The 25,813-nt window shown below is 64.3% G+C and carries 26 protein-coding genes; 10 read left to right on the top strand and 16 right to left on the bottom strand.

Features of this window, described 5'->3' with window-relative positions; all coding sequences use genetic code 11:
- Positions 1-37 precede the first annotated feature (37 nt).
- From lepA to nagZ, 9 genes are read left to right on the top strand one after another with little or no spacing between them, the layout of a single operon-like run.
- A complete protein-coding gene (gene lepA / locus FHW64_RS19085) occupies positions 38-1,849 on the top strand; it encodes a translation elongation factor 4 (protein ID WP_184529006.1) in 1,812 nt (603 codons plus the stop codon).
- 3 nt (positions 1,850-1,852) lie between these two features.
- On the top strand, positions 1,853-2,824 hold the full coding sequence (gene lepB, locus FHW64_RS19080; protein WP_184529004.1) for a signal peptidase I: 972 nt from the start codon (positions 1,853-1,855) through the stop codon (positions 2,822-2,824).
- A 30-nt stretch (positions 2,825-2,854) separates the two neighbouring features.
- Positions 2,855-3,211, top strand: coding sequence for a DUF4845 domain-containing protein (locus FHW64_RS19075; protein WP_184529002.1), 357 nt, complete (start codon positions 2,855-2,857; stop codon positions 3,209-3,211).
- A gap of 28 nt (positions 3,212-3,239) precedes the next feature.
- The gene (rnc, locus tag FHW64_RS19070; protein WP_184529000.1) at positions 3,240-3,938 is read left to right on the top strand and encodes a ribonuclease III; all 699 of its coding nucleotides are present in this window, start codon (positions 3,240-3,242) and stop codon (positions 3,936-3,938) included.
- Positions 3,935-4,873 (top strand): GTPase Era, encoded by a 939-nt coding sequence (gene era / locus FHW64_RS19065; RefSeq protein ID WP_184528998.1) that lies wholly within the window; start codon positions 3,935-3,937, stop codon positions 4,871-4,873. Before rnc ends, era begins: the two co-directional genes overlap by 4 nt.
- Complete coding sequence (recO, locus tag FHW64_RS19060; RefSeq protein WP_184528996.1) at positions 4,874-5,632, top strand: DNA repair protein RecO; 759 nt, start codon at positions 4,874-4,876, stop codon at positions 5,630-5,632.
- Complete coding sequence (locus tag FHW64_RS19055) at positions 5,629-6,399, top strand: pyridoxine 5'-phosphate synthase (RefSeq protein ID WP_184528994.1); 771 nt, start codon at positions 5,629-5,631, stop codon at positions 6,397-6,399. The genes recO and FHW64_RS19055 overlap by 4 nt, the downstream gene beginning before the upstream one ends.
- Complete coding sequence (gene acpS, locus FHW64_RS19050; protein ID WP_184528992.1) at positions 6,396-6,791, top strand: holo-ACP synthase; 396 nt, start codon at positions 6,396-6,398, stop codon at positions 6,789-6,791. The genes FHW64_RS19055 and acpS overlap by 4 nt, the downstream gene beginning before the upstream one ends.
- Complete coding sequence (gene nagZ, locus FHW64_RS19045) at positions 6,788-7,861, top strand: beta-N-acetylhexosaminidase (protein WP_184528990.1); 1,074 nt, start codon at positions 6,788-6,790, stop codon at positions 7,859-7,861. Before acpS ends, nagZ begins: the two co-directional genes overlap by 4 nt.
- Here the strand turns inward: nagZ and FHW64_RS19040 are convergent, their stop codons facing one another.
- The 4 genes from FHW64_RS19040 to FHW64_RS19025 form a co-directional block, all read right to left on the bottom strand.
- Entirely contained in the window at positions 7,862-8,389 is a 528-nt protein-coding gene (locus FHW64_RS19040) for a YgjP-like metallopeptidase domain-containing protein (protein ID WP_184528988.1), read from the bottom strand.
- Positions 8,386-9,663: an Hsp70 family protein gene (locus FHW64_RS19035; protein WP_221210366.1), complete on the bottom strand. Its 1,278-nt coding sequence runs from the start codon at positions 9,661-9,663 to the stop codon at positions 8,386-8,388. The genes FHW64_RS19040 and FHW64_RS19035 overlap by 4 nt, the downstream gene beginning before the upstream one ends.
- Positions 9,660-11,222 carry a lysine--tRNA ligase gene (lysS, locus tag FHW64_RS19030; protein WP_184528986.1) on the bottom strand — a complete coding sequence of 521 codons (1,563 nt, stop codon included), beginning with the start codon at positions 11,220-11,222 and terminating at the stop codon, positions 9,660-9,662. The genes FHW64_RS19035 and lysS overlap by 4 nt, the downstream gene beginning before the upstream one ends.
- Before the next feature lie 122 nt (positions 11,223-11,344).
- Positions 11,345-11,992 (bottom strand): LON peptidase substrate-binding domain-containing protein, encoded by a 648-nt coding sequence (locus FHW64_RS19025; RefSeq protein WP_184528984.1) that lies wholly within the window; start codon positions 11,990-11,992, stop codon positions 11,345-11,347.
- A 51-nt stretch (positions 11,993-12,043) separates the two neighbouring features.
- Here FHW64_RS19025 and FHW64_RS19020 point away from each other — a divergent pair, with 51 nt between their 5' ends.
- Complete coding sequence (locus FHW64_RS19020) at positions 12,044-12,604, top strand: YggT family protein (RefSeq protein ID WP_184528982.1); 561 nt, start codon at positions 12,044-12,046, stop codon at positions 12,602-12,604.
- Positions 12,605-12,610: 6 nt separating this feature from the next.
- On the opposite strand, the gene accD is transcribed toward FHW64_RS19020, so the two are convergent.
- The 12 genes from accD to FHW64_RS18960 form a co-directional block, all read right to left on the bottom strand.
- Positions 12,611-13,483 carry an acetyl-CoA carboxylase, carboxyltransferase subunit beta gene (gene accD, locus FHW64_RS19015; protein ID WP_184528981.1) on the bottom strand — a complete coding sequence of 291 codons (873 nt, stop codon included), beginning with the start codon at positions 13,481-13,483 and terminating at the stop codon, positions 12,611-12,613.
- 23 nt (positions 13,484-13,506) lie between these two features.
- Entirely contained in the window at positions 13,507-14,352 is an 846-nt protein-coding gene (gene trpA / locus FHW64_RS19010) for a tryptophan synthase subunit alpha (RefSeq protein ID WP_184528978.1), read from the bottom strand.
- Positions 14,349-15,626 carry a tryptophan synthase subunit beta gene (gene trpB / locus FHW64_RS19005; protein WP_184528977.1) on the bottom strand — a complete coding sequence of 426 codons (1,278 nt, stop codon included), beginning with the start codon at positions 15,624-15,626 and terminating at the stop codon, positions 14,349-14,351. Before trpB ends, trpA begins: the two co-directional genes overlap by 4 nt.
- A 55-nt stretch (positions 15,627-15,681) precedes the next feature.
- Entirely contained in the window at positions 15,682-16,368 is a 687-nt protein-coding gene (locus FHW64_RS19000) for a phosphoribosylanthranilate isomerase (protein WP_184528975.1), read from the bottom strand.
- Positions 16,365-17,177 carry a tRNA pseudouridine(38-40) synthase TruA gene (truA, locus tag FHW64_RS18995; RefSeq protein ID WP_184528973.1) on the bottom strand — a complete coding sequence of 271 codons (813 nt, stop codon included), beginning with the start codon at positions 17,175-17,177 and terminating at the stop codon, positions 16,365-16,367. Before truA ends, FHW64_RS19000 begins: the two co-directional genes overlap by 4 nt.
- Before the next feature lie 25 nt (positions 17,178-17,202).
- Positions 17,203-19,935: a FimV/HubP family polar landmark protein gene (locus tag FHW64_RS18990; protein ID WP_184528971.1), complete on the bottom strand. Its 2,733-nt coding sequence runs from the start codon at positions 19,933-19,935 to the stop codon at positions 17,203-17,205.
- A 166-nt stretch (positions 19,936-20,101) separates the two neighbouring features.
- Positions 20,102-21,244 (bottom strand): aspartate-semialdehyde dehydrogenase, encoded by a 1,143-nt coding sequence (asd, locus tag FHW64_RS18985; RefSeq protein WP_184528969.1) that lies wholly within the window; start codon positions 21,242-21,244, stop codon positions 20,102-20,104.
- 89 nt (positions 21,245-21,333) lie between these two features.
- Entirely contained in the window at positions 21,334-22,422 is a 1,089-nt protein-coding gene (leuB, locus tag FHW64_RS18980) for a 3-isopropylmalate dehydrogenase (protein WP_184528967.1), read from the bottom strand.
- A 34-nt stretch (positions 22,423-22,456) separates the two neighbouring features.
- Positions 22,457-23,107 (bottom strand): 3-isopropylmalate dehydratase small subunit, encoded by a 651-nt coding sequence (leuD, locus tag FHW64_RS18975; protein WP_184528965.1) that lies wholly within the window; start codon positions 23,105-23,107, stop codon positions 22,457-22,459.
- A gap of 17 nt (positions 23,108-23,124) precedes the next feature.
- Complete coding sequence (gene leuC, locus FHW64_RS18970; RefSeq protein ID WP_184528963.1) at positions 23,125-24,546, bottom strand: 3-isopropylmalate dehydratase large subunit; 1,422 nt, start codon at positions 24,544-24,546, stop codon at positions 23,125-23,127.
- Positions 24,547-24,579: 33 nt separating this feature from the next.
- Positions 24,580-25,521: a LysR substrate-binding domain-containing protein gene (locus FHW64_RS18965; protein WP_184528961.1), complete on the bottom strand. Its 942-nt coding sequence runs from the start codon at positions 25,519-25,521 to the stop codon at positions 24,580-24,582.
- Positions 25,522-25,640: 119 nt separating this feature from the next.
- Entirely contained in the window at positions 25,641-25,781 is a 141-nt protein-coding gene (locus FHW64_RS18960) for an entericidin A/B family lipoprotein (RefSeq protein WP_093160723.1), read from the bottom strand.
- Positions 25,782-25,813: the final 32 nt, after the last annotated feature.

Raw genomic sequence — 25,813 nt, 5'->3', positions numbered from 1 at the left:
TGCCCGAGCCAATTCAAGTACTTAAGCGTTCCCGTTGATGAATCACATCAGAAATTTTTCGATCATTGCGCACATCGATCACGGCAAGTCGACGCTTGCGGATCGCTTGATCCAGCGTTGCGGCGGTCTCGCCGAGCGCGAGATGGAAGCACAGGTGCTCGACTCAATGGACATCGAGAAAGAGCGTGGGATAACCATCAAGGCGCAGACCGCTGCGCTGCACTACAAGGCGCGCGATGGACAGATCTACAACCTCAATCTGATCGACACACCGGGCCACGTGGACTTCTCATATGAAGTGAGTCGATCGCTCTCTGCATGCGAAGGCGCATTGCTCGTCGTTGATGCAAGTCAGGGCGTTGAAGCGCAGACAGTCGCGAACTGCTACACCGCACTCGACCTCGGCGTTGAAGTCGTGCCTGTGCTCAACAAGATGGACCTGCCGCAAGCAGATCCAGAGAACGCGAAGGCCGAGATCGAGGACGTGATCGGCATCGATGCGACAGAAGCTATTCCCTGTTCTGCGAAGACCGGCATGGGCATCGACGAGATCCTCGAGGCGATCGTCGCGAAGGTGCCGTCGCCGAAGGGCAGTCCCAACGGACCTCTTCGCGCGATGATCATCGACAGCTGGTTCGATTCCTATGTCGGCGTGGTGATGCTCGTGCGTGTGGTTGATGGTCGCCTTGCGAAGGGCGATCGCATCAAGATGATGGCTTCCGGTGCCAGCTACAACGCAGACAACCTTGGAGTGTTCACGCCGGCGAACGAGGCGCGCGAGTCCCTCGAAGCCGGCGAGGTCGGCTACATCATCGCCGGCATCAAGGAACTGCAGGCCGCGAAGGTCGGCGACACGGTCACGCAGATCAAGACTGGCACCGGCGGTGCGGCAGCCACTGCGACCGAGCCGCTGCCCGGCTTCAAGGAAATCCAACCGCAGGTGTTTGCGGGCCTCTATCCGACCGAGGCGAGCGAGTACGACTCGCTTCGCGATGCGCTGGAGAAGCTCAAGCTCAACGATTCGTCGCTGCACTACGAGCCCGAGGTGTCTCAGGCGCTCGGCTTCGGATTCCGGTGCGGCTTCCTGGGGCTGCTGCACATGGAGATCGTGCAGGAGCGCCTCGAGCGCGAGTTCGACCAGGACCTCATCACGACGGCGCCCAGCGTGGTCTACCAGGTCGTGAAGAGCGACGGCGAGGTCATCATGGTCGAGAACCCGTCGAAGATGCCCGACGTCGGGCGCATGGCGGAAATCCGCGAGCCGATCGTCACGGTCCACATCTACATGCCGCAAGAATACGTGGGCGCCGTGATGACGCTTGCCAACCAGAAGCGCGGCGTTCAGATGAACATGGCCTATCACGGCCGGCAGGTCATGCTGACCTACGAGATGCCTCTCGGCGAGATCGTGCTCGACTTCTTCGACAAACTGAAATCGGTTAGCCGGGGCTATGCGTCCATGGACTATGAGTTCAAGGAATACCGTGCGTCGGATGTCGTCAAGGTTGACATCCTGCTTAATGGCGACAAGGTCGATGCGCTGTCGATCATCGTGCACCGCAGTCAGAGCCAATATCGGTCGCGGGCCGTCGTCAGCAAGATGCGCGAGATCATTTCCCGGCAGATGTTCGATGTCGCCATCCAGGCGGCCATTGGAGCCAACATCATTGCGCGTGAGACAATCAAGGCGCTGCGCAAGAACGTGCTTGCCAAATGCTACGGCGGCGATATCACCCGCAAGCGCAAGCTGCTCGAAAAGCAGAAGGCGGGCAAGAAAAGAATGAAGCAGATCGGCTCGGTCGAGGTCCCTCAAGAGGCCTTTCTCGCCATCCTGCAAGTCGAAGACTAAAAGATGGCATTTATCACCTCATTGATTCTCGCGGCCTTCGTCGGCTACATCGGTGCCTGGTATTTCGGCGCAGTTGAAGGCAACTTTGCACTTCTGCTGTTCCTCGCCACGGTCGTCACCGGCGTCTACTGGCTGGCGGAACGCTTCTATTTCCTTCCCAAGCGGCGACGTGCGGCTGCTTCGCTCGAGTCCTCGCTCGCGAACCGGCGCGAAGAACTCGCACGCCAGGGCATCACCCAGGTCGACACCGTCGACGTCAAGGCAGGCGATCGCCTGCTCATGCAGCCCTGGTGGCTGGACTGGACCGCTGGATTGTTCCCGGTGATCCTGGTGGTGTTCTTGCTGCGCTCGTTCATTGCCGAGCCCTTCAAGATTCCTTCCGGATCGATGATGCCGACGCTGCTCGTCGGCGACCTGATCCTGGTCAACAAGTTCGTCTACGGCCTCCGCCTGCCGGTCATCAATACCAAGATCACCGAAGGCCGGCCGCCAGCACGGGGCGAAGTCATGGTGTTCCGTTACCCGCCCAAGCCCAGCATGGACTACATCAAGCGGGTCATCGGCGTTCCAGGCGACGAGGTGGCCTACCTGAACAAGAAGCTGACGATCAACGGGCAGCCGGTCAGCAAGGATGCCATTCCGGACTATTTCGACGAGGAGACGATGCGCTACCTCAAGCAATACTCGGAAAACCTCAATGGCACGCAGCACGACATCCTCAATGACGAGACTCGTCGTGCCGGCCTCTCGGAAGCCGAAATCATGGCGTTCCCTTTTCAGGAGAATTGCCGCTACAGTGTTGAAGGCGTGGTGTGCAAGGTGCCTCCGGGGTATTACTTCATGATGGGCGACAACCGCGACAATTCGCTGGATTCGCGCTATTGGGGATTTGTCCCGGACCAGAACATCGTCGGCAGGGCATTCCTTATCTGGATGAATTTCAGCGACTGGCGACGCATCGGCACATTCAAATAACTATTTAGTGTCTACATAGGGAAGAGGGCAATGAAGTCTGTAGTGGCAAGACAGAAGCAGCTCGGGATTTCGTTCATCGGGCTGTTGTTCGTGGCGATCGTGGTGGCGTGCGTCGGCGTAGTTGTGGCGCAGGTGATCCCGACACTTATCGAATACCAGGCCATCACGAAGGCCGCGAACAAGGCGAAGGAGGGCACGACCGTGCCCGAAGTCCGCGCCATCTTCGATCGAGCCCAGGCAATCGATGACTTCACGTCGGTCACCGGCAAGGACCTCGAAGTGCGAAAGGACGGCGACAAGGTCGTCGTCTCTTTCGCCTATGACCGCGAGATCCACCTCTTCGGGCCCGCCTACCTCTTGCTGAAGTACCGCGGCCGTTCGAGCTGATGGCTCCCATCCCCAGGCTTGCCGCACAGTGAACCAAGGCGGCCTTGCCGCGCTCCAGGCGCGGCTCCAGTATTCGTTTGCCGATCTTCGGCTTCTGCAGCGCGCGCTGACGCATCGCAGTTTCTCGGCCGACCACAACGAGCGGCTCGAGTTCCTGGGCGATTCGGTGCTCAGCCTCGCCGTCTCGCATCTCCTCTACACCCGGCTGACTGAGATGTCGGAGGGCGACCTTTCCCGGGTCCGCGCCAATCTCGTCAAGCAGGACACGCTGCACCAACTCGCGCTCAAACTTGCCATCTCGCCGCTCCTGAGACTGGGCGAAGGCGAGGCCCGCTCGGGTGGCCAGAACCGGCCATCGATCCTCGCCGATGCGCTCGAGGCGGTGATCGGTGCGGTGTATCTCGATGCCGGGTTCGGCGCCGCGCAGGCATTGGTCGAGCGTCTGTACGAATCCGTGGAAATCAATCCGCGCATGGAAGCGGCCGCCAAGGACCCGAAGACCGAATTGCAGGAATGGCTTCAGGGCCACAAAATGAAGTTGCCGGTCTACCGTGTCGTCGGAACGCTCGGCGCCGCGCACAAGCAGACTTTCGAAGTCGAATGCGAGGCGTCCGACCTGGGACTGCATGAGCACGGCATCGGCGGCTCGCGTCGCGCCGCTGAGCAGGCTGCCGCGGCGGCGATGTTGATCCGGCTCAAGGCGCGCGGCGCGAAGGCAACCCCATGAACGAACCCATCGACTCCGCCCCCACTTCTCCCGAATCCCAACGCTGCGGACTGGTGGCGATCGTCGGCAAGCCCAATGTCGGCAAGTCGACGCTTCTCAATGCCCTGGTCGGTCAGAAGATCAGCATCACATCGCGCAAGGCGCAGACCACGCGGCACCGCATCACCGGCATGCGGACGCTCGGTGCAACGCAGTTCGTGTTTGTCGATACGCCGGGCTTCCAGACCCTTCACGCGAATGCGCTGAATCGCTCGCTCAACAAGACGGTGGTCGGGGCAGTTTCCGATGTCGATCTGATCCTGTTCGTGGTCGAGGCTGGCAGCTTCACTCCGGCGGATGAGCGGGTGCTGAAGCTTCTCGGCACCGGCATCCCCACGGTGTTGATCGCCAACAAGCTCGATCACGTGCATCGCCGTGCCGACATCGCACCCTGGCTGCAGACCATGCAGCAGAAGCACGCATTCGCGGAGTTCGTGCCGATGTCCGCCAAGAATTCGAAGGACGTCGAGCGTCTTTTCGGCATCTGCGAGAAGTACCTGCCCGAACAGCCATGGTGGTACGACGAGGACGAACTGACCGACCGCAGCGAGCAGTTCCTGGCGAGCGAGATGGTGCGCGAGAAGCTCTTCCGCCTCACGGGCGACGAGCTACCCTACACATCGACCGTCGTGATCGACAAGTTCACCGAAGAGCCGCCCGCGCGCAAGGGCCAGAAGCGCCTGGTCAAGATCGCTGCAACGATCGTCGTGGAGCGCGACGGCCACAAGGCAATGGTTATTGGCGACAAGGGCGAGCGCATCAAGCGCATCGGCACCGAGACGCGGCAGGAACTCGAGAAGCTCATGGATGCCAAGGTCTTCATCGAACTCTGGGTCAAAGTCCGTTCCGGCTGGGCCGACGACGAGGCCCGTGTGCGTTCCTTCGGGTATGAGTGAGTGGCGGTCAAGCGCGTCTCGCATGAACCTGCCTATGTGCTCCACCGCTACGACTGGAGCGAGTCCAGCCTGATCCTCGAAGTCTTCGCCCGCCACCACGGCCGCATTGCGCTCGTGGCCAAGGGGGCGAAGCGGCCCAGCTCCAATTTCCGGCCGGTGTTGCTGCCGCTGCAGCCGCTTCAGCTCAGCTTTTCCGGCGACGCAGAGATCCGCACGCTCAAGAGTGCCGAATGGATGGGCGGCCATGTGATGCCGACCGGCGAGGCATTGCTGTCGGGCTACTACGTCAACGAATTGCTGCTGCGCTTGCTTGCGCGCGATGATCCGCACGAAGCGCTTTTCGACGCCTATGCCGGCGTTGTGCAGGTGCTTGCCGGTGACCACGCTGCCGCGCAGGCGGCAACGCAATCCGCGGCCTTGCGCGCCTTCGAGCTGCTGCTGCTGCGGGAAGTCGGATTGCTACCGGCGCTGGATGCGCAGACGCTCACACTCGCTCCGCTCCAGGGCGAGGTCCGCTACACCCTCGTGCCCGAGGCCGGCCTGCGCGAAGCCTTCGAAGACGAGCCCTCATTACAAGGTGCCGACTGGCAGGCGCTTCAGGCTGCGCTCGACGATTTCGCGCCGTTCGTCGCCACGCTCCGTGCGTGCGCCGGGGTCAATGGCGCCTTGCGCATCCAGTTGCGCAACTTGCTCAACTACCATTGCGGCGTTGCAACGCTGCGTACGCGGCAGATGATGCGGGACCTGCAAGCACTATGAGCTCCTCGATTTCAACCGCCCTGTCGGTCAACCTCAACAAGGTCGCGCTGGTGCGCAACACGCGTCAGCTCGGCATTCCGAGCGTGTTGTTCGCGGCGTCGATGTGCCTCGACGCGGGCGCGCACGGCATCACCGTGCATCCGCGGCCCGACCAGCGGCATATCCGTCCGCAGGACGTGCGCGACCTCTCGGCGCTGCTTCACAAGGAATGGCCGAAAGCCGAGTTCAACATTGAGGGCAATCCATTCCACAACCTGATGGAGTTCGTGCGCGAGCTGCGCCCGCATCAGGCGACGTTTGTGCCGGACAGCGAGACCCAGTCGACCAGTGACCACGGATGGACCTTTCCGGAAGACGCCGAGCGACTCCGCCCGGTCATTGCCGAAGCCAAGGCCCTGGGTGTGCGCGTGAGCCTCTTCATGGACCCGAATCCCGAAATGATGGCAGCTGCCAAGGCGGTGGGCGCCGACCGCATCGAGCTCTATACGGAGGGTTACGCAGCGTCGCGCGACACCTCGAAGGCGCATTCGGTTCTGCGGCTCTATGCCGAGGCTGCGCGCGCCGCGCAGGCGGCGGGTCTCGAAGTCAACGCAGGACACGACCTCAGCCGCGACAATCTGACCGAGTTCCTGCGTGTGGTGCCGGGTGTGCGAGAGGTGTCGATCGGCCATGCCTTCGTTTCCGACGCGCTGGAGCTGGGTTACGCCGCGGCAACGCGCGAATACCTGCGGCGCATCGAAGAAGCCGGCGAGCAGGCGCCCAGGTGATCTACGGCATCGGCACCGACATCTGCGATATCCGGCGCATCTCGGCGACCCTGGAGCGCCAAGGCGAGCGCTTTGCGCGCAAGGTCTTGGGTGACGCCGAGTTCGCTGTCTGGCAGGCGCGCGGCGCTCGCTGGCCGAAGCGCGGGCTGCGCTATCTGGCGACGCGCTTCTCGGCCAAGGAAGCTTTCAGCAAGGCGATCGGCCTCGGCATGCGGATGCCGATGAGCTGGCGCCTCTGCGAGATCGTCAACCAGAAGAGCGGCAAGCCCGTGATCGTGCTGCACGGCGAACTCAAGACCTGGTTTGAAGCACAAGGCCTGACGGCCCACGTGACCGTGACAGATGAAACCGACTACGCGGCCAGCTTCGTCGTGGTCGAGCGCAAAGAATGAACCAGAACACCCCGCACGCCCCGCTGATCATCGATGTCGCGGGAGTCGAGCTGAACGCGGCCGACCGCCGACGCCTCGCTGATCCGCTCGTCGGCGGCGTGATCCATTTCACGCGCAACTGGCGCGACCGCGCGCAAATGAGTGCGCTCAATGCCGAGATCAAGGCGATCCGGCCCGACATCCTGATCTGCGTGGACCACGAGGGCGGCCGGGTCCAGCGCTTCCGCACGGATGGCTTCACCCGGCTGCCTTCCATGCGGATCCTGGGCGAGCTGTGGATGAAGGATGCGCTGCGGGCGACGCAAGTCGCGGTGGCCTGCGGGCATGTCCTGGCGGCCGAGCTTCGGGCGTGCGGCGTCGACTTCAGCTTCGCGCCGGTGCTCGACCTCGACTACGGCGAAAGCAGCGTGATCGGCGATCGCAGCTTTCATCGCGATCCGCGCGTGGTCGCAGTGCTTGCCCGCAGCTTGATGCATGGAATGCTGCAGGCCGGCATGCTCAATTGCGGCAAGCACTTTCCGGGGCACGGCTTCGTCAAGGCGGATTCGCATGTGGCGATCCCGGTTGATCGCCGCAGCCTCAAGGCGATCCTTGCGGACGATGCGCGGCCCTACGACTGGCTTGTCGGTTCGCTCTCGGCCGTGATGCCGGCGCATGTGATCTATCCCAAGGTCGATGCACGGCCCGCCGGTTTCTCCGCGAAGTGGCTGCAGGAGATCCTGCGAGGCAAGCTCGGCTTCGAAGGCGCCGTGTTCAGCGACGACCTCAGCATGGAAGCGGCGCGGCAAATCGACGGCGAATCCCTCAGCTATGTCGATGCAGCGCTGGCCGCCTTGAATGCGGGCTGCGATCTGGCGCTGCTGTGCAACCAGAGCGTTGGCGATGGCGCAGTGCTCGATCAGCTGCTCGATGGCTTTGCCGCCGCAGGTCGCGACGGCCAATGGAAGCCGAACCCCGTGAGCGAGGCGCGACGCCGGAGCCTGCTCCCCAAGTCACCGGCCATCGACTGGGATGAATTGATGCAGTCCACCGCGTACCGCAGCGCGGTACAGATGCTTCCGAGGCCCTGACTACGCGTTCGGCTCTGGCGAGGTGGTCGCGGACCACAGGCGGCCACCGCCAACGTCTAGGTGCGTCAGGTAAAGCCGCAGGTCGAACTCGAACTGGTGATAGGCCGGCTCCATGTGCGCACAGAGCTGATAGAAGGCCTTGTCGTGCTCGCGCACCTTGATGTGCGCCAGTTCGTGCACGACGATCATGCGCAGCCATTCGAGCGGGACTTCCTTGAACAGGCTCGCGACGCGAATCTCGCGCTTCGACTTCAGCCGGCTGCCCTGCACGCGCGAGACGGTCGTGTGCGTGCCGAGGGCGTTGCGGATCACATGGAGCTTGCTGTCGAAAGCCACCTTCGATAGCGGCTCGGCATTGCGCAGGAATTCGTTCTTGAGCTCGCTTACGTAGTCGTAGAGTGCGCGATCCGTGCGGATGTCGTGCGCATCGCCGTAGCGTCCGCGCAGCAGAGCGGCCAGACGGTCTTGGGCGATGAGTTGCTCGACCTGGGCGCGCAGCGCCGCGGGATAAGCGGCGAGGTACTTCATACCGGCCGGGGCGTCCGTGTGCCCGCAGCCGTGTAGGCCAAGCCGGCCGCAACGCCGCCGAAGAAGTCGCCCTCGACGATCCTCGCACTGGGGAATGCGGAAGCCAGCGCCTGCTGGAACGGACGCAGAGCCGAAGAACCACCGGTCAAATAGATAGCATCCAGTCCATCGTTGCCGAGCGCGGCCAGCCGCACGCACTCGTGGGCGCAGGCGATCACGCGCTCCAGCAGCGGGCCGAGATGGCGCGCCATGCCGTCGGCGGTGAGTGCGACGGCGAGATCGCGCTCTCCGCACGAGAGGTCGATCGATGCGTCGGCATTCGTCGTCGAGGCGCGGATCTTCGCGGCTTCGACTTCGCTGGCGACCCGATGCCCTTCGCGGTTCAAGAGCACATTCATGAGCCGATCGTGCAGACGGGTGTCGGCGTAGCCGGTGCGCAGTTCCTGCACTTGGCGAACGGCCTTGGGCGCGTACAGCCAGTTGATCAGATGCCACGACGAGAGATCGAAGAAGGTCCTGCTCGGCACCTCGCGTCCTTGCGGGCCGATGTGCCGGAATCCGAACTCCGGCATCGCGCATTCGAGGCTGAGTCGCTGGTCGTAGTCCGTGCCGCCGATGTGTACGCCGGTCGTGGCGAGCACGTCCGTAGCGCGGTCGCCGATCTGGCTGTGCGAAGGATCGAGGCGCACCGCGGTGAAGTCCGAGGTGCCGCCGCCGATATCGACGATGAGCACGAGCGATTCCTTCTCGACGCGCCGCTCGTAGTCGAACGCGGCGGCAATGGGCTCGTACTGGAAGCTGACCTCGCCAAACCCCGCGCTCCTGGCGGCGCGGCGAAGCGTTTCTTCGGCCTGCCGGTCGCGCTCCTCGTCATCGTCAACGAAGTGGACTGGGCGGCCGATCACGACGCGGCCCGGCTGGGCACCCAACTGCGCGCGCGCACGGCTGCCAAGCTCGGTGAGGAAGAGGGTGATGATGTCCTCGAAGCCGATCCGTCCGCCGAAGACCTCGGTCTGCTCCTGCATCAACGAACTGCCGAGCAGGCTCTTGAGCGATCGCATCAGCCGGCCTTCGACACCGGCCAGGTAGAGCGAGATCGCGTCGCGACCGAAGTGCGTGGTGCGATCTTCGGCGTTGAAGAAAATCGCGGTCGGAATGGTGGTCGCGGTGCCTTCGAGCGGCAGGGCCCGCGCAAACCCGTCGTCGGCCACAAAGGCGACGGCGGAATTCGAGGTACCGAAGTCGATGCCGATTGCCGGCACGTGCTCGCTCAAGATTCGCGCCGCAGGGCCGGGAACAGGATCACGTCGCGGATGCTGGGCGAGTCGGTCAACAGCATCATCAGCCGGTCGATGCCGATGCCGCAACCGCCGGTGGGCGGCATGCCGTATTCGAGCGCGCGCACGAAGTCGTGGTCGAAGTACATCGCCTCGTCGTCGCCGCTGTCCTTGGCGGCGACCTGCGCGTTGAAGCGCGCGGCCTGGTCTTCGGCATCGTTGAGCTCGCTGAACCCGTTGCCGAATTCGCGTCCGGTGATGTAGAGCTCGAAGCGTTCCGTGACCTCCGGGCGCTCGTCGTTCGCGCGTGCCAGCGGCGAGATTTCCGTCGGGTGCTCCATGATGAAAGTCGGCTGCCAGAGCTTCTCTTCGACCGTCTCTTCGAAGTACATCACTTGCAGCGATGCGAGGCTACGCTGCGAGAGCTTGTCTTTCTCTTCGGTCAGGCCCAGCTTCCGCAGTGCGTTGACGAGCCAGGTCGAGTCGTCGACATTCGAGCCCGCGTCGGTGTACTTGAGGATGGCTTCGCGGATCGTGAGGCGCTCGAAAGGCTGGGTGAGATCGACCGCCTTGCCTTGGTAGGTGAGCTGCTGGGTGCCGACTGCCTTGTCCGCGATCGTGCGGATCAGCGTTTCGGTGAAGTCCATCAGGTCGCGGTAGTTCCAGTACGCCGCGTAGAACTCCATCATCGTGAACTCGGGGTTGTGCCGCACCGAAATGCCTTCGTTGCGGTAGCTCCGGTTGATCTCGAACACGCGCTCGAAGCCGCCGACGATGAGGCGCTTGAGATACAGCTCGGGGGCAATGCGCAGGAACATCTCCTGGTCCAGCGCGTTGTGGTGCGTCTTGAACGGCTTCGCGTTGGCGCCGCCCGGGATCGGGTGGAGCATGGGCGTCTCGACTTCGAGGAAGTCGTTGCTCACCATGAATTCGCGCAGGGCGCTCACGGCGCGGCTACGGGCCGCGAAACGGTCACGCGCCGTCGAGTCGGTAATGAGGTCGACATAGCGCTGGCGGTACTTCTGTTCCTGGTCGGCCATGCCGTGGAACTTGTCCGGCAGCGGACGCAGGCTCTTGGTGAGCAGGCGCAGCGAAGTGACCTTGACGGAGAGCTCGCCGGTCTTGGTCTTCATCAGCGTGCCTTCGGCGCCGAGGATGTCGCCGAGGTCCCAGCGCTTGAACTCGGCATAGAGTTCTTCACCGATCGCATCGCGCGTGACGTAGAGCTGGATGCGTCCGGTGGCGTCCTGCACGGTCGCGAAGCTGGCCTTGCCCATGACCCGCTTGAGCATCATGCGGCCGGCGACGCTGACCGCGATCGGCGTCGCATCGAGTACGTCTGCGGGCGTCTCACCGTGCGAGGTGACCAGTGCAGCCGCACGGTCGGCGGGCTTGAAGTCGTTGGGGAAAGCGACCCCTTTACCCTCGGCCTGCGCTTGGCGCAGCGCCTTCAGCTTCTCGCGCCGTTCGGCAATGAGCTGGTTGTCGTCGATGGCGGGCGTCGAGGCAGGCGCTGCCGCAGGAGTGGGGACGGAGGGGATCAGGTGGTCGGACATGGCTGGGTAGTGGCGCTGTCGATGTCGAGCGCAACCCGCCATTTTAACCGCGCGGGGCCATTAAAGGACCCGCGTCCGACCCGCATCAATAGTGGGTCGCTTGCTATCGAATTCGTAGCGCGCTACTTCGCGATGCCGGTACGTGCCAGCAGATCGCTAACGAGTTCGAGCCGCATCAGCGGGCTGTCGAGTTCCATCAGGCGCTGTTTGAGTTCGGGCTGTGCCGGCAGAAGCTCGCACCAGCGATTGGCAACCCAGCCGCAATCGTCGAACTGATAGGGCTCGATGATGGGCAGGCGAAGACCCGGAACGCCCTGTTGGCGACGCCGCTCGTCCAGCGTGTCGACCACGCGACGCAATGCGTCGGAGACATGCTTCAAGTCCGCGGGGACTTCCAGTCGCACATCGTCTGCAATGGCCTCGACCTGGGCGGTCCACAGCCCGTGCTTCTGCAGTTCGCTCGAATGAACACGGAAGCGCTGCGTGCCAATGCATTCGATCTGCATCAGTCCAGCCTGGGGTGAATCGAGTTCGCGAATGAGCGCGAGCGTGCCGATGGTCGCGAAGGCTTCCGCGCCAGCTCCGGCCTTGCGCACTTCCGAACCTTGGGTGAGGCACACGACACCGAAGGGCTCGCCGCTCTTGTGGCATTTGCCGATCATGTCGAGATAGCGCACCTCGAAGATCCGCAGCGGCAGGAAGCCACCGGGGAACAGCACCGTGCCGAGCGGAAACAAGGGGATCGGTCGCAGAGGGGTTTGTGTCGTCATCGGTGAACCTTGGCGTGGCTATCATCGCATTCCGCTCACGACCTCGCGCCCATGTTCTATCAGATCCCATCGTTCCTGCTTGACGTGATCGTCGGCCTTCTGGGCGGCGCTTGCCTGTTGCGCCTCTACATGCAGTACCACCGGGTGCCGTTCGGCAATCCGCTTGGACGCTTCGTGTTTGCGGTCACTGACTGGATCGTGTTGCCCCTGCGCCGGATCGTGCCATCAGTGAAGCGATGGGACCTTGCGAGCGGCGTGGCGGCGTGGCTGCTCGTGCTGGTCAAGTTCGTGTTGCTGGGGCTGCTGCTGGGCGGACTCGGTCGGTGGACGATCCTTCCCCTCATTTCGCTGATCGGGCTGCTTCAGCTTGCGGTGTCGGGGCTCACCGCGCTACTGATCGTCTACGCGATTCTTTCCTGGGTGCCGAGCGCGTCGTCGATGCTGCACGACCTGATCGCGCGCCTGGCGGAGCCGCTGGTGCGGCCGCTGCGCCGGGTCATTCCGCCGGTGGGCGGCGTTGACCTGTCGGCGCTCGTCGCGATCGTGCTGCTTCAGGTTGGCGCCATCATCCTTGGCAGCATGATGGGCTCGGTCTTCACTCTCGGCCGCTGAGGGCCGTCAGAGCACGGCGTCCGCTGGCTGGCGAAGCAGCATCGCCAGCGTGTTCGCGATGGTCTTGCGCAGTTCGCGCCGATCGCAGATGAAGTCGACCGCGCCCTTGGTCTGCAGGAACTCGGCGCGCTGGAAGCCTTCCGGCAGCGTCACGCGCACGGTCGATTCGATGACCCGCGGACCGGCGAAGCCGATGAGTGCCTTGGGCTCGGCGATCACCACGTCGCCCACGAACGCGAAGCCCGCGCTCACACCGCCCATGGTCGGATCGGTCAGCACGCTGATGTAAGGCAGGCCCTTCTTCGCGAGATGCGTGAGCGCAGCGTTGGTCTTCGCCATCTGCATCAGCGACAGCAGGCCTTCCTGCATGCGCGCACCGCCGGTGGCGGTGAAGCAGATGAAGGGCACCTTCTGCTCGATCGCGGTCTCGACGCCGCGCACGAAGCGTTCGCCGACCACGCTGCCCATGCTGCCGCCCATGAAGTCGAACTCGAAGCAGGCGACCACTACGTTGATGCTATGGACCGAGCCGCCCATCACCACCAGGGCGTCGGTCTCGCCAGTGTTCTCCAGCGCTTCCTTCAGCCGCTCAGGGTATTTGCGGCTGTCCTTGAACTTGAGGGCGTCGACCGGCAGCACTTCCTGGCCGAGCTCGTAGCGACCTTCAGCGTCCAGGAAGGCGTCGAGACGCGCACGCGCGCTGATGCGGTGATGGTGGCCGCAGCTCGGGCACACGTTCTGGTTGTGCTCGAGGTCGGTCTTGTAGAGCACCGTTTCGCAGCTCGGGCACTTGATCCAGAGGCCTTCGGGCATCTGGCGGCGTTCGCTCGGGTCGGTCGGTGCGATTTTTGGGGGGAGAAGTTTCTCAAGCCAGCTCACGGGGGCTCCTTTGGTGGCGGCGATTATCTGCCAGCCGGGCTGCCGGCGGTCGTGGCGGGCAGGGTGTCGAGCGCCTGCCGGATTCCGGTCAGGAACTCGCGCACCCGAGGCACCACCGCATCGCGCTGTTGATCTTCGATCAGTTGAATGATCCGCGTGCCGATCACGACGGCATCCGCAGATGCACCGATCGCCTTGGCGGTCTGCGCGTCGCGAATGCCGAAGCCGACGCCGACGGGCAGCTGCATATGCGCGCGGATGCGAGGAATCATCCGGCTCACTGCTTCGGTATCGAGATGCCCCGCGCCGGTCACGCCCTTCAGCGACACGTAGTACACGTAGCCCGTGGCGATACGGCCAACCTGCGCCATGCGATCGGGGGTGCTGGTCGGTGCGAGCAGGAAGATGAGGTCGATGCCTTTCGACTTGAGTTCGGCGGCGAAGGTCTCGCACTCTTCCGGCGGATAGTCCACCACCAGCAGTCCATCGACGCCCGCGGCTGCCGCGTCGCGGATGAAGCTGCCCTTGCCGTGGACGATGTCGTAGCGCTCGACCGGGTTTGCGTAGCCCATCAGGACTACGGGCGTGCGCTGGTCCTTCTGACGGAACGAGGCGACGATCCCGAGCACCTGCTTCATGCCGACGCCCAGCGCCAAGGCTGCTTCGCCGGCGCGCTGGATCACTGGACCGTCTGCCATTGGATCGGAGAAGGGCACGCCAAGCTCGATCACGTCGGCACCGGCCTCGACCATCCCCTGCATCAGCTCAGGGGTGACGTCGGAATAGGGAAAGCCGGCGGTGACGTAGGGAATCAGCGCCTTGCGGCCCGCTTTCTGCAGGGCTTCGAAGGTGGCGGCGATACGGCTCATGCCTTGCCTCCCTTCACGTTGAGGCCGCGCATCGACGGCCGGTCGTAGAAGTCCACGCCAGACAAGTCGGCCACGGTGCCGATGTCCTTGTCGCCGCGGCCCGAGAGATTCACCAGGATGGATTGGTCCGGGCGCATGGTCTTCGCAAGTTTCATGGCGTAGGCCACCGCGTGGCTGGATTCCAGTGCGGGGATGATGCCCTCGGTGCGGCAGAGATAGTGGAAGGCCTCCAGTGCTTCGGTATCGGTGATTCCGACGTACTCGGCGCGGCCGATGTCTGCGAGGTAGGCATGCTCCGGCCCGACGCCGGGATAGTCCAGCCCCGCGCTGATGCTGTGCGTCTCGGTCACCTGGCCGTCTTCGTTCTGGAGCAGGTAGGTGCGGTTGCCATGAAGCACGCCGGGGCTGCCGCGGAGGATCGAGGCCGAATGCTTGCCGCTGTCGAGGCCTTCTCCAGCCGCCTCCACGCCGATCAGCCGAGTGCCGGCGAACGGGATGTAGGGGTAGAAGATACCCATGGCATTGCTGCCGCCGCCCACGCAGGCGACGACGACGTCAGGCTGCCTGCCTTCGGCTTCGCCGGTGATGCCCTGGGCGGCGAGCATGCCGGGCATCTGGTCGATGCACTCGTTGCCGATCACGCTCTGGAAGTCGCGCACCATGGTCGGGTAGGGGTGCGGCCCCGCGACGGTGCCGATGATGTAGAAGGTGTTCTCGACGTTCGTGACCCAGTCGCGCATCGCCTCGTTAAGGGCGTCCTTGAGCGTCTTGCTGCCGGATTCGACGGGAACGACCGTCGCGCCGAGCAGGTTCATGCGATACACGTTCGGGCTCTGGCGCTTGACGTCTTCGCTGCCCATGTAGACCACGCACTCGAGGCCGTAGCGGGCGCAGATGGTCGCAGTTGCGACGCCGTGCTGGCCTGCACCGGTTTCGGCGATCACGCGGGGCTTGCCCATGCGTTTGGCGAGCATCGCCTGACCGATGGTGTTGTTCACCTTGTGGGCGCCGGTGTGGTTGAGGTCTTCGCGCTTCAGGTAGATCTGCGCGCCGCCCATTTCGCGGCTGGTCCGGGCAGCGTGATAGATCGGTGAGGGACGGCCCACGAAGTGCGCGAGTTCGTAGCGGAATTCGGCGAGGAACTCCGGGTCGTCCTTGTACTTGGCGTAGGCGTCGCGCAGTTCGCTGATCGCGTGCGTGAGCGTTTCGCTGGCGAAAGTGCCGCCATAGATGCCGAAGTGGCCGCTGGCGTCGGGTTGCTGATAGGTGTTCATGGTCTCGATCGGTGGGCCGGCGCCCGGTCGATCGAGGCGGGCAGCCGGCTGCAAACTAGGAGGAGGCATCGGCCGCACGTACGGCGGCCACGAAGTCGCGAATCCTGGCGGCGTCCTTGATGCCCTTGGAGGCCTCGACGCCCGAACTCACGTCAACGGACAGCGACTTGCATCGCGCCCGGAGCTGACGAATGCCATCGCCCACGTTTGCAGGTGTGAGCCCACCACTCAAGACGAGGTGAGCGTCGACGGCGGGTGGTAGGAGTGACCAATCGAATGCCTTGCCGCCACCGCCATAGGCTTCGACATGGGCGTCGAGCAGGATGGCCTGGGCGCGGGAGTAATCGGACGCGTATTTTACGAGGTCGAAGCCCGCGCCGGCTGCGCCCAGTGGAATCCGGGCCGCACGCATGTACCGGTATGTGCCATTGCCGGTGGCTTCCCAGCATTGCGCCGGCGATTCATCGCCGTGGAACTGGGCCATTGAACCCGCCACGGAAGACAGCGCCCTCACGCTGTGTGCAGCGTCTTCGTTGACGAACAGCAGCACTGGAGAAACGAAAGGGGGGAGGCGCAAGGCGAGTTCGGCTGCGCGTTCGACCGTTACCGCCCGCGGACTTGCCGGGTAAAGGACGAAACCGATGGCGTCGGCACCGGCTTCGACCGCGGCGTCAACGTCCTGTTCGCGCGTGAGCCCGCAGATCTTGATCCGGGTACGGGCTGCGAGTGGTGCGGCGTTCATGGCGGGCCATCATACGCAGCGCCTCCGCCATCAACGGTTGCCTCGGGCGGTAGACCCCACCCGGCGGCGTACAACGGGCCCAGGAAGTAGAGCCCGTGCGGCGAAAAGGTCGGCGCGGCCACCAGTCGGCTGCGCGCTTCGAGGACTTCGCGCATCCACTCCGGTCGTTCCTTGCCTTGGCCGATGCGAACGAGGCAGCCCATGATGTTTCGGATCATGTGATGCAGGAACGCATCCGCCTCGAATTCGACGTGCCAGCGGCAGCGCTCCGTGTCGCCGTGCCGGGTGATCGCGATGCGCCGCATCTCCTTGACCGGCGAGAGTGCCTGGCAGGCCGAGGCGCGGAAGGAACTGAAGTCGTGCCGACCGAGCAGCATCGCCGCGGCGGCGCGCATGGCCTGGCCGTCCAGTTCGTACATCGACCAGCCCACTCGACCCGCTTCGAGACTTGGTCGAACTGGCGATTGCGACAGAACGTAGACATAGCGCCGGGTGAGGGCACTCGCGCGGCAATGGAATTGATCGGACACCGGATGCGCCCACTGCACCGCGATGTCGTCGGGAAGGAAGCTGTTGGTGCCGCGCACCCAGGAGAAAGGCGGGCGGACAGCGGTGGTGTCGAAGTGCACCACCTGCATCAGAGCGTGGACGCCGGAATCGGTGCGGCCGGCACAGAGCGTGGAAATCGGCTGGTCGGCGAACTGCGACAGGGCTGCTTCGAGCTTGTCCTGGACGGTCCGGCCGGAGGGCTGGCTTTGCCAGCCGTCGTAAGCCTGACCGTTGTAGCGGATGCCGAGGGCCAGCCTCACGACAGCACGGCAGCCCGTGGGCTGCTCAGCGCAGTTGGCCGAGCATCTGCTTTGCTTCGGCCTTCACGTCGCCGGAGCTTTCGGCGGCAACTTCCTCGACCAGCGAGCGGGCGCCTTCAACGTCACCCAGCGCCTTGAGTTCGCGGGCCAGGGACAGCTTGATGACGTGCGGGTTGTCGGCACCTTCCTCAATGGGTTCGAGGCGGCCGCGCTCGGTGTCTGCCGGGGTGCGCGTCGACAGGCCAGCCAGCGAGCTCATGTCGAACTCGATGAAACCCGAGTCCGTCGGCAGACCTGCGCGCAGTGGAGCCGGTTGCGTGCGTTCTTCGTCGCGAAGCGATGAGCCGTTTGTCACCGGTTCGAGCGCGCCAGGTGCCGTGTCGAAATCGTTCTCGAGGTCGATCTTCGGCGTGTGAGTCGATGCACCGCCGCCGTTCAGACCGCCGGGAACAGCGATCGGGCGCGGAATATCGCGCGGGGTCGACTGAATCGGCGCTGGCGCAGTCGGCAGGCTCACGTTGATGGGGGCGGGCGCTGTGGACGCCGCTGCAAGCGGGGTGGACAGATCGAGATCGAAGTCCAGCGGTGCGACCGAAGGCACGAAGGCCGGAGGCGGCGCTTCAGCCTCTGCCTGCTCGACCGGGCTCGGAGCCGGGGTCGAGACGGCTGCGGAAGCTGCGGCCAAGGTACCTGCGAAAGCTGCGGCTTCCGCAGCCGAGACGCTCTTGCCGTCAGCTTCGTACAGCGGGTTGCCCGGATCGAGATCCTTGCCGAGTTCGACGACGCGGTTCCATTCGGTGCCGGTGCCTCCGGTGAGCTTGTGAACCTCGGAAGCGAGTGCTTCGTAGGCGCGCAGATCGCGGCGCTTGGCGTGGATTTCGAGCAGCTTGAGGTGGATCGCAGTGCGTTCCGGATTGACGCGGAGCGCCTCGCGAAGGATTTCCTCTGCCTGGAGGTCGCGGCCATACGCCAGGTAGACGTCGGCTTCGGCCACCGGATCGACATCGCCGGCATCGAGCTGGCTCGGGGAATAGGAGAGCGAGGAAACAACGGAGTTGCCGCGATTCTTGGTGTCCACCGATTCGCCGCCGCTCGCGCCGAAGAAGGAGTCCTTCGGGATACGGCTCTCGATGAAGACGCTGTCACCCGCATCGCGGCGCTTGCGGCCGAGGACGCGGTAGAGCAGGAAGCTGATCAGCAGGGCCACCAGAGCGGCAGCCGCGACCATCAGCGGGTTTTCCATCAGCTCCGAGAAGAAGCTCTGTTCCTTCGGAGCAGGTGCCGGTGCGGCGGCTTTGACCGGGGGCTTTGCAGCAGGAGCTGGTGCTGGAGCGGCCGCGGGCGCAGGAGCCTGTGCTGTAGCGGGGGCTGCGGCAGTCGCCTCTGGCGATGCTGCGGGTGCGGGCGATGCGGCCTGAGGAGCCGCAGGTGCGCTTTGCCCTGCCGGCGCTGCCGCTGCGGCCGGTTGCGTCGATGCGGCGGCGGCCGGTGCTGTTGCCGCCGGCGTCGCGGGTGCAGGAGCAGTCGCGGCCGCCGGTGCGGCGGCAACTGGCGCAGGTGCAGGCGCAGCGCCCGGCGCCGCGGGCGCACCAGCGGCTGCCTTGAGCTGGTTCAGGTCCTGGAGATTCTTGGTCAGTTCCTTCTCGCGCTCCTGGCGAGCCTTCGTCTCGGCTGCCTGCGCGATTTGCTCGTCCGTGGGACGGCCGGGAGCTATGCCTTGGGAGATCTTGAGCTTGTCGGTCGAAGTGTTCGCTGCGTTGCGATCCTCGACGTTGGTCTGCACCTTGCCAGAGGCTTGGCGGCCGGCGTCGGCCACAGACGTCTCGGGTGCGTTCTCGGCCAAGCGGCGGCGATACTGGCTGAAATCCTGGCTCTGGGCGGTGACCGTGCGTTTCGCCTCGGTCGCCGTCACGGATTCGGCTTGGGACGAACTCGGGATGTCGAGCACGGCGCCAGCCTTCATCCGATTCACGTTGCCGCCGACGAATGCGTTCGGGTTGGCTCGCAGGAGCGCGACCAGCATCTGATCAAGCGATACGTCGGCCGGTTTGTATGCAGCAGCAATCTTGCCGGCGGTATCGCCAGCCTTGGTCGTGACCTGCTGATCGGCGGCACCAGCACCCGTGCCGGTACGGACGTTGTTCGACTCGCTCGGCGCGGCGGCCGGGGCAGGGGCGCTGCGTTGACGACGTGCCTGGGGCGCCGCCTCGACCACGACCGGTGCTGCGGCGCGGGGGGGTGCCGCCGTGATCTGCGGTGCGGTCGGCGCAACGGGCGCGGCTGCCTGACGGGTGGTGGGCGGGTCCAGCAGCACTGTGTAGTCGCGGACCACGCGGCCGGAACTCCAGTTGGCTTCGAGCAGCAAGTCGATGAACGGCTCGCTCACGCCTCGATTGGTCGACAGGCGCACGACATAGTTACCGCCGGGCCGCCGCTGGATGGCTACGCGGACGTCGGAAAGGGCGGGGTTGTAGGGCACGCCCGCTGCCTTGAAGGCGTCGGCCGAGGCGATCTGGATCTTGAGCCCATCCATGTCCGCCGCAGTCATCTCGGTCACTTCGATTTCCGCACGCAACGGTTCACCGAGAGCCGACTGGACATTGAGGCGCCCGAGCGCGAGTGCGCTGGCGTCGGCGCTGAAAGCGCCAACAGCCACCGCGACAGCCGCGCTGAGTACGGAAAGCTGGCCTCGACCCATCGTCGTAGGGGCGGGCGAGGTGGCCGAGAGACGGGCCGCGGGCGATGATGGTCGTGTCATGCTGGAGGGGGGCAGCTCGGCCCAGAAATGTAAGAGGACGTTAACACCATCACCCCGCACTGACAAGGCGACAGGCCTTATCTACCCAGTGCGTGCAAACTTCGTCATGCATGGGACGTTGCTGCGTAGCAACGCAGCGCGCCCCGAAGGGCGCGCATGTAACGCTTCAGACTTCCAGGAGGATGCGCAGCATGCGGCGCAGCGGCTCGGCCGCACCCCACAGGAGCTGATCCCCGATCGTGAACGCGCCAACGTACTCCGGACCCATGGCCAGCTTGCGGATACGGCCGACCGGGATCGACATCGTGCCGGTCACCGCGACTGGCGTGAGTTCCTTGACCGTGGCCTCCCGCGTGTTCGGCACGACCTTGGCCCATTCGTTGTCAGCAGCGATCAATGCCTCGATATCGGCAAGTGGGACGTCCTTCTTTAGCTTGAAGGTGAGCGCCTGGCTATGGCAGCGCATCGCGCCGATGCGCACGCAGAAGCCATCGACCGGAGTGGCAGCCGTTCCGAACCCGGCACCCTGGCCCAGGATCTTGTTGGTTTCGGCGCCGCCCTTCCACTCTTCCTTGCTCATGCCGTCGCCCAGATCCTTGTCGATCCAGGGGATCAGGCTGCCGCCCAGCGGAACGCCGAAATTGGCGGTTTCGAGTGCCGTCAGCGACTGCTGCTTGGCCAGGACCTTGCGGTCGATCTCGAGGATGGCGGACTTCGGGTCGTCGAGCAGGGCTCGCACTTCGGCGTTCAGCGTGCCGAACTGGGTCAGCAGTTCGCGCATGTGCTGGGCGCCGCCGCCGGAAGCGGCCTGGTAGGTCATGCTGGTCATCCATTCCACCAGGCCTGCCTTGTAGAGGGCGCCCACGCCCATCAGCATGCAGCTCACGGTGCAATTGCCGCCGACCCAGTTCTTGCCGCCCTTGGCGAGCGCGCTCTGGATTACGGGGAGGTTGACCGGATCGAGCACGATGATCGCGTCATCGTTCATGCGCAGTGTGGAGGCCGCGTCGATCCAGTGGCCCTTCCAGCCGGCTGCGCGAAGCTTGGGGAACACCTCCGTGGTGTAGTCGCCGCCCTGGGCCGTGATGACGATGTCGCACTTCTTCAGTGCGTCGATGTCATGCGCGTCCTTGAGCGTGGTCTCGTTCTTGGCCATGGCGGGGGCCTTGCCACCCGCGTTGGAGGTCGAGAAGAAGACCGGCTCGATCAGTCCGAAGTCGCCTTCGGCCTGCATGCGATCCATGAGGACCGAGCCGACCATGCCGCGCCAGCCTACGAGGCCGACCAGAGGTTGATTTGCGTTCGCCATTTCAATTTGCCCTTCTGAAAAAAGAAATCAGTCTTTTCTTTGCGCCCGGCTCGTCAGAGCCGGGGAGGGCGTGACGAATCGGGCTGCGGTTAGCCGGTAATCGTCTTTTTGGTGATGGCAGCCACCACGGCATCGCCCATCTCGCGGGTTCCGACCTTGGTGGTACCTGCGGACCAGATGTCTGCCGTGCGCAGACCCTGAGCGAGCACGTGCTTGACCGCCGACTCGATACGGTCGGCAGCTTCGGGCTGGTTCAGGGAGAAACGGAGCATCATGGCAGCGGACAGGATTGTAGCCAAAGGGTTGGCAACCCCTTTGCCTGCAATGTCGGGTGCGCTGCCGTGGCTGGGCTCGTAGAGGCCTTGGTTGCTCGAATTGAGCGATGCCGAGGGCAGCATGCCGATCGAGCCGGTGAGCATCGCCGCCTCGTCGGAGAGGATGTCGCCGAACATGTTGCCGGTGACCACCACGTCGAACTTCTTGGGCGCCTTGACGAGCTGCATCGCGGCGTTGTCGACGTACATATGGTCGAGTTCAACGTCGGGGTATTCCTTGCCGACTTCGGTCACGATGTCCTTCCAGAACTGGAAGGTTTCGAGGACGTTGGCCTTGTCGACGCTGGTCACCCGCTTGTTGCGCTTGCGCGCGGCCTGGAAGGCCACGTGGGCGATGCGTTCGACTTCCGGGCGCGAGTAGCGCATCGTGTCGAAGGCTTCGTCGGCGCCGGGGAAGTGCCCGTCGACCGCGGTGCGGCGGCCGCGCGGCTGGCCGAAGTAGATGTCGCCGGTCAGCTCACGGATGATGAGGATGTCCAGGCCGGCGATCAACTCGGGCTTGAGGCTCGACGCGTCGACGAGTTGCTCGTAGCAGATCGCGGGACGGAAATTGGCGAAGAGGCCCAGGTTCTTGCGCAGGCCCAGGATGGCCTGCTCGGGACGCAGCGAGCGCTCGAGCTTGTCGTATTTCCAGTCGCCGACGGCGCCGAACAGCATCGCGTCCGCTTCCTTCGCGAGCTTGAGCGTCGATTCGGGCAGCGGATGGCCATGGGCTTCGTAGGCGGCGCCGCCGACCAGCGCGGTCTCCGTTTCGAATGAGAGGTCGAGCGCTTCGAGGACGCGCAAGGCCTCCGCGACGATTTCGGTGCCGATGCCGTCACCGGGCAGTACTGCGATCTTCATGAGATGTGCTTTTTCAAGTTGAAGGAAAGGGCGATCAGGCGATCATCTGGTGCGCGAGCCAGGGCTTCTTCGCCAGCCGCTCGGCCTCGAAAGCCTGGATCTTGTCCTTGTGACGCAAAGTCAGGCCGATGTCGTCGAGGCCATTCAGCAGGCAGTACTTGCGGAACGGCTGGATGTCGAAGCCGATTTCACCACCGTCGGGCTTGACGATGACCTGCCGATCGAGATCGATCGTGAGGCTGTAGCCCGGGAAGGCGAAGGTTTCGTCGAACAGTTGCGCAACCTTCGATTCGGGCAACACGATCGGCAGCAGTCCGTTCTTGAAGCAGTTGTTGAAGAAGATGTCGGCAAAGCTCGGCGCGATGATGGCGCGGAAGCCGTACTGGTCGAGCGCCCAAGGCGCGTGCTCGCGCGACGAGCCGCAGCCGAAGTTCTTGCGGGCGATGAGGACCGACGCGCCCGCGTAGCGCGGCTGGTTCAGCACGAAGTCCGGGTTCGGCTTGCGCGACTTCGGGTCCTGCCCCGGCTCGCCCGGATCGAGATAGCGCCATTCGTCGAACAGGTTCGGTCCGAAGCCGGTCTTGCGGATCGACTTCAGGAACTGCTTCGGAATGATTGCGTCGGTGTCGACGTTCTCGCGGTCCATCGGCGCCACGAGGCCCTTGTGCACGGTGAATTTCTGCATGGTGTGTGGCTCCAGGTTCAGGCGAATTGGCGGACGTCGACGAAGTGGCCGTTGATGGCAGCAGCGGCGGCCATCGCGGGGCTGACGAGGTGGGTGCGGCCACCGGCGCCTTGGCGTCCTTCGAAATTGCGGTTGCTGGTGGATGCGCAGCGCTCGCCAGGCTCCAGTCGGTCGGCGTTCATCGCGAGGCACATCGAGCAGCCCGGCTCGCGCCATTCGAAGCCTGCAGCCTTGAAGATCTGGTCGAGGCCTTCGCGCTCGGCCTGTTCCTTCACCACGCCGGAGCCTGGCACGACCATCGCGAGCTTGACGTTCTTCGCGACCTTCTGGCCCAGCTTCTTGACCACTGCGGCGGCCTCGCGCATGTCTTCGATGCGGCTGTTGGTGCATGACCCGATGAACACCTTGTCGATGAAGATGTCGTTCATCGGCTTGTTCGGCTCGAGCCCCATGTAGGTGAGCGCGCGTTCGATCGCATTGCGCTTGTTGGCGTCCTTTTCCTTGTCGGGATCGGGCACGCGGCCGTCGATCGGCACGACCATCTCGGGCGACGTGCCCCAGGTGACTTGCGGCTGGATCTGCGTGGCGTCGAGCTCGACCACCGAATCGAAGTGCGCACCGGGATCGGAGTGCAGCGTCTTCCAGTAGTTGACCGCCTGGTCCCATTCGACGCCGGTCGGCGAAAGCGGGCGCCCCTTCACGTAGGCGACCGTCTTCTCGTCGACCGCGACGAGCCCTGCGCGCGCGCCGGCTTCGATCGCCATGTTGCAGACGGTCATGCGGCCTTCCATGCTGAGGTCGCGGATCGCGGAGCCCGCGAACTCGATCGTGTAGCCGGTGCCGCCGGCGGTGCCGATCTTGCCGATGATGGCGAGCACGATGTCCTTGGCGGTGCAGCCCAGCGGCAGCTTGCCTTCGACCTTCACCAGCAGGTTCTTGGCCTTCTTGGCGAGCAGCGTTTGCGTGGCCATGACGTGCTCGACTTCGCTCGTGCCGATGCCGTGCGCGAGCGCGCCGAAGGCGCCGTGCGTCGAGGTATGCGAGTCACCGCAGACCACGGTCATGCCGGGCAGCGTGGCGCCGGATTCGGGGCCGATCACATGCACGATGCCCTGGCGCTTGCTCAGGAACGGGAAGAAGGCTGCGGCGCCGAATTCCTTGATGTTGCTGTCGAGCGTGGTGATCTGCTCCTTGCTGATCGGATCGGCAATGCCGTCGTAGCCGCGCTCCCAATGCGTGGTCGGCGTGTTGTGGTCGGCCGTGGCCACGACCGAGCTGATGCGCCACAGCTTGCGGCCGGCTTCACGCAGGCCTTCGAAAGCCTGGGGGCTGGTCACTTCATGGACGAGGTGACGATCGATGTAGAGGATCGCGGTGCCGTCTTCCTCGGTGTGGACGACGTGTTCGTCCCAGAGTTTGTCGTAGAGCGTGCGTGCCATGGTGGTCTCTTTCGTGGGGAAATATTCTCGGATCTACGCAGCCAGCGGCTCGGCTGCGGAGGGGGTGTGCAAGTGCTTCACCAGCAGCCGTGCGGCGACGGGAAGCGAAGAGAAATCGCGCGCAACGAGCCGGATCTCGCGATCGGCCCATGCGTCATTGAGTGCGATGCTCTTGAGGCCGCGTCCGATGCCGCCCTGCATGAGTTCGAAGGCTCGAAGCGGCATGACGCCGATGCCGAGGCCGTTGTCGATCATTCGGCACATGGCGTCGAGGCCGGTGACATGGATGCGCAGCTTGATGGACCGGCCTTCAGCAAGTGCCGCCTGGTGCATGGCCACGTAGATCGAGCTGTTGGTGTGCAAGCCGACGTGATCGAACTCAAGCGAGTCGGCGAAGTCGATGGCTTGCCGCTTCGCGAGCGCATGGCGCGCCGGCACTACGAGCACCAGCGCGTCATGGCGATAGGGCAGGCTCTGGAGTTCGGTCGTGCCCTCGGGCACGTGGCAGACGCCGAGGTCGGCGGCGCCTTCATGCACCGCGCGAACGATTTCGCTGCTGAGATGCTCTTCGAGGTCGATCTTGATCGCGTCGTGCTCGCGGGTGAACGCGCCGAGGTCTTCCGGCAGGAACTGCACGATCGCCGAGATGTTGGCGTGAACGCGGACATGGCCGCGAACGCCGTCCGCGTATTCGCTCAACTCGCCCTGCATCTTCTCGAGGCTGTAGAGCACTGAGCGCGCGTGATGCAACAGGCTTTCGCCTGCGGGAGTCAGGTCGACACCTCTGGCGTGTCGGTAGAGGAGCGGGGTGCCGAGCGTGGCCTCCAGATCCGAGAGCCGTTTGCTGATTGCCGATGCAGCGATGAATTCGCGCTCGGCGGCCCGCCCGATGCTGCCAAGTTCGCAGACGGCCACGAACAACTGCAGCGACGTGAGGTCGATGCGGCGGGCAAAACTGCGTTCGGAAGCGTGCATAGGGGCTTGGCATCTCGTTCAGAGATGGAAGCCCCTATTTTCTCCCTGTTTTACCCCCTCAGCCATCGTGATCCACGATGGCTTTGCTGCTTTGGCGCGATGGGGCGCCCGGCTTGCTGTTATTGCTTCTTCTGAGCAGCGTCTTCCATCTTCTGGCCGCCCTTCTGGATATCCTGGCCGGCACCCTTCATGGTGTTGCAACCGGCGAGCGGGATGGTGAAAGCGAAAGTCACGGCGAGCAATGCGGCAAGTTTCTTCATGACGGACTCCTTGGTCGGATGTTGACTAAACG

Origin of the sequence: Variovorax sp. Sphag1AA, assembly GCF_014192575.1 — a bacterium.
GTDB lineage: Bacteria > Pseudomonadota > Gammaproteobacteria > Burkholderiales > Burkholderiaceae_C > Variovorax.
The sequence above is the reverse complement of the archived record's forward strand: the minus strand, read 5'-3'. Positions and strand labels throughout refer to the sequence as shown.

What these genes read in the sequence shown, in the direction of transcription:
- lepA (WP_184529006.1), top strand. Translation starts at nt 38, where the DNA reads ATGAATCACATCAGAAATTTTTCGATCATTGCGCACATCGATCACGGC.
- lepB (WP_184529004.1), top strand. Translation starts at nt 1,853, where the DNA reads ATGGCATTTATCACCTCATTGATTCTCGCGGCCTTCGTCGGCTACATC.
- FHW64_RS19075 (WP_184529002.1), top strand. Translation starts at nt 2,855, where the DNA reads ATGAAGTCTGTAGTGGCAAGACAGAAGCAGCTCGGGATTTCGTTCATC.
- era (WP_184528998.1), top strand. Translation starts at nt 3,935, where the DNA reads ATGAACGAACCCATCGACTCCGCCCCCACTTCTCCCGAATCCCAACGC.
- FHW64_RS19055 (WP_184528994.1), top strand. Translation starts at nt 5,629, where the DNA reads ATGAGCTCCTCGATTTCAACCGCCCTGTCGGTCAACCTCAACAAGGTC.
- nagZ (WP_184528990.1), top strand. Translation starts at nt 6,788, where the DNA reads ATGAACCAGAACACCCCGCACGCCCCGCTGATCATCGATGTCGCGGGA.
- FHW64_RS19040 (WP_184528988.1), bottom strand. Translation starts at nt 8,389, where the DNA reads ATGAAGTACCTCGCCGCTTATCCCGCGGCGCTGCGCGCCCAGGTCGAG.
- lysS (WP_184528986.1), bottom strand. Translation starts at nt 11,222, where the DNA reads ATGTCCGACCACCTGATCCCCTCCGTCCCCACTCCTGCGGCAGCGCCT.
- FHW64_RS19025 (WP_184528984.1), bottom strand. Translation starts at nt 11,992, where the DNA reads ATGACGACACAAACCCCTCTGCGACCGATCCCCTTGTTTCCGCTCGGC.
- FHW64_RS19020 (WP_184528982.1), top strand. Translation starts at nt 12,044, where the DNA reads ATGTTCTATCAGATCCCATCGTTCCTGCTTGACGTGATCGTCGGCCTT.
- trpA (WP_184528978.1), bottom strand. Translation starts at nt 14,352, where the DNA reads ATGAGCCGTATCGCCGCCACCTTCGAAGCCCTGCAGAAAGCGGGCCGC.
- trpB (WP_184528977.1), bottom strand. Translation starts at nt 15,626, where the DNA reads ATGAACACCTATCAGCAACCCGACGCCAGCGGCCACTTCGGCATCTAT.
- FHW64_RS19000 (WP_184528975.1), bottom strand. Translation starts at nt 16,368, where the DNA reads ATGAACGCCGCACCACTCGCAGCCCGTACCCGGATCAAGATCTGCGGG.
- FHW64_RS18990 (WP_184528971.1), bottom strand. Translation starts at nt 19,935, where the DNA reads ATGACACGACCATCATCGCCCGCGGCCCGTCTCTCGGCCACCTCGCCC.
- asd (WP_184528969.1), bottom strand. Translation starts at nt 21,244, where the DNA reads ATGGCGAACGCAAATCAACCTCTGGTCGGCCTCGTAGGCTGGCGCGGC.
- leuB (WP_184528967.1), bottom strand. Translation starts at nt 22,422, where the DNA reads ATGAAGATCGCAGTACTGCCCGGTGACGGCATCGGCACCGAAATCGTC.
- leuD (WP_184528965.1), bottom strand. Translation starts at nt 23,107, where the DNA reads ATGCAGAAATTCACCGTGCACAAGGGCCTCGTGGCGCCGATGGACCGC.
- leuC (WP_184528963.1), bottom strand. Translation starts at nt 24,546, where the DNA reads ATGGCACGCACGCTCTACGACAAACTCTGGGACGAACACGTCGTCCAC.
- FHW64_RS18965 (WP_184528961.1), bottom strand. Translation starts at nt 25,521, where the DNA reads ATGCACGCTTCCGAACGCAGTTTTGCCCGCCGCATCGACCTCACGTCG.
- FHW64_RS18960 (WP_093160723.1), bottom strand. Translation starts at nt 25,781, where the DNA reads ATGAAGAAACTTGCCGCATTGCTCGCCGTGACTTTCGCTTTCACCATC.